This is a genomic window from Inquilinus limosus MP06, from assembly GCF_000767795.1.
GTDB lineage: Bacteria > Pseudomonadota > Alphaproteobacteria > DSM-16000 > Inquilinaceae > Inquilinus > Inquilinus limosus_E.
The window spans coordinates 1-1,771 of record NZ_JANX01000876.1; the positions used below are offsets into that span (position 1 = coordinate 1).

A 1,771-nucleotide genomic window follows, 5' to 3' on the forward strand; every position below is an offset into this window, starting at 1 on the left:
GGCGCCAGCCGGCGGCGCCAGGCCACCCGCTCCTCATGCGACGGCGGCGGCAGCATCGGATAGGCCGCGGGCAGGCCCCAGCGGCGGCGGTACTGGTCGGGGGTGAGCCCGTGCACGGTGTCGAGATGGCGGCCGAGGTCCCGGCAGCTCACGCCGTCCTCGAGGCAGATCAGGAAGCCGAGCCCGATGGTGTCGGCCAGCGGCACCGGCGCCACCCGGACCGGCACGATGGCGCGAGGGGGCTTCTGCACCCGGGGCCGCACCCGGGCCGGCGGCGGCACCGAAAGATCGTCGAAGGCCGCCAGGATCTTGCGGATCAGCGAGGGATCGTCCGGCCCGGATCCGGGCTGCCGCGACCGGAAGGCCCGGGCGATCTCGGCCGCGAAATCCCGGTGATGCGCCAGCAGGCACCGAAGGTCGATCTCCGCGGCGGTTCGCTTCCGGCCCGCTTCGTCAAGCTGGTCAACTCGCATTCATTCGTCCTTCTGGCCCACAGCTCTGACGCCGGTGCGACATAGTGGAATCGCCCCCGGCGAAAGGGCTGCTTCCGCCAGACCAGTGAATCCACGGCCGGCCGACCGACCGACATGGCTACCCCCCTCCCTCGAACATCCTGTCTTTGATTGCGGCGCGGCCCCGCATACTCGGATATTGTACGATCCGAATCGCGAAATCAGCGTATCAGCAACCTCGTGACAGGTTAATCCTTAAAAACTATTGCGGAAGACTATTTTAAGTGAAACAGGCCGCCTCGATCCTACCGGCAAAGGCCGCGGCAAGAGCCGGGATCACGTTCCGCTGCGCGGGAAACCTTCGGATTCGGGCGGAGCCGGGCTCCCCCGGCGCTTTCATCTCGGATGCCGGAAAAATATGCCGAGATTTCGATCGAACCAGGCCCGAGATCTGCGGGCGATTCGCCGGAGCGGCCGTCATCGGGTGGTCACCATGTCCGCCCAGAGGGCCGCTCTACAACCTGGGGATTGTATGACCGCGCGAAATCCTCCGCCGCATGGGATGGTTTGGCGGCCGATCCAAGGCTGCCAGGCCCTGCATTTTATGTCGCGGCCCTTTATCGCGGTGTCATTGCGTTATCATCTTGCGGAAATCGCGCGAAACATCCTAAAATTGAAACTAGATTCTTTGCCATCCAGTGGAGGGAGGCGATTCGAATCCTTCGGCCGTCACATTTCAGCCGCGCCCGCCGAAGGTTGGATCGCTAAACAAGAAAGAGCACCATGGCCCGCCCAAGCGAAACCGAGATCCTGAGGTTCACCAAAGAAATCGTCGTCGCGCATGTGTCCCGCAACACGCTCGACAGCGAGAGCCTGCTCGACCTGATCCGCAACGTCTACACCACCCTCAGCGCCACCCAGGGCCCGTTGCCCGAGGGCGAGGCCGACCCGGCCGAGGCGCATGACGGCGTCCCCGCCGAGATCGGCCAGGACGGGCAGGAGGCGCCGGCGGCGCCGCTGGTCCCGGCCGTGCCGGTCGAGGAATCGGTGACGGCGGACTACATCGTCTGCCTTGAGGACGGGCGCCGCTTCAAGACCATGAAGCGCTGGCTGCGGGCGACCTACGGGCTGAGCCCCGAGCAGTACCGCGAGCGCTGGGGCCTGCCGGCGGACTACCCGCTGACCGCCGCCCAACTACACCAAGGCGAAATCCGCCGACGCCAAGCGGCAGGGTCTCGGATCCGGCCGCCCGGCCCGGGTGGCCCGCGCCAGCCGGCCCGGCCGCCAGCGTGCCACGCGGCCGAGCGAGAAGACGACCA

The 1,771-nt window shown here is 66.8% G+C and carries 2 protein-coding genes; one reads left to right on the top strand and one right to left on the bottom strand.

Features of this window, described 5'->3' with window-relative positions:
- Positions 1-473: MucR family transcriptional regulator (locus P409_RS33485; RefSeq protein WP_081992163.1), on the bottom strand; the 473-nt coding region annotated here is incomplete at its 3' end.
- 762 nt (positions 474-1,235) lie between these two features.
- Here P409_RS33485 and P409_RS33490 point away from each other — a divergent pair.
- Positions 1,236-1,771: Ros/MucR family transcriptional regulator (locus tag P409_RS33490; RefSeq protein ID WP_052121692.1), on the top strand; the 536-nt coding region annotated here is incomplete at its 3' end.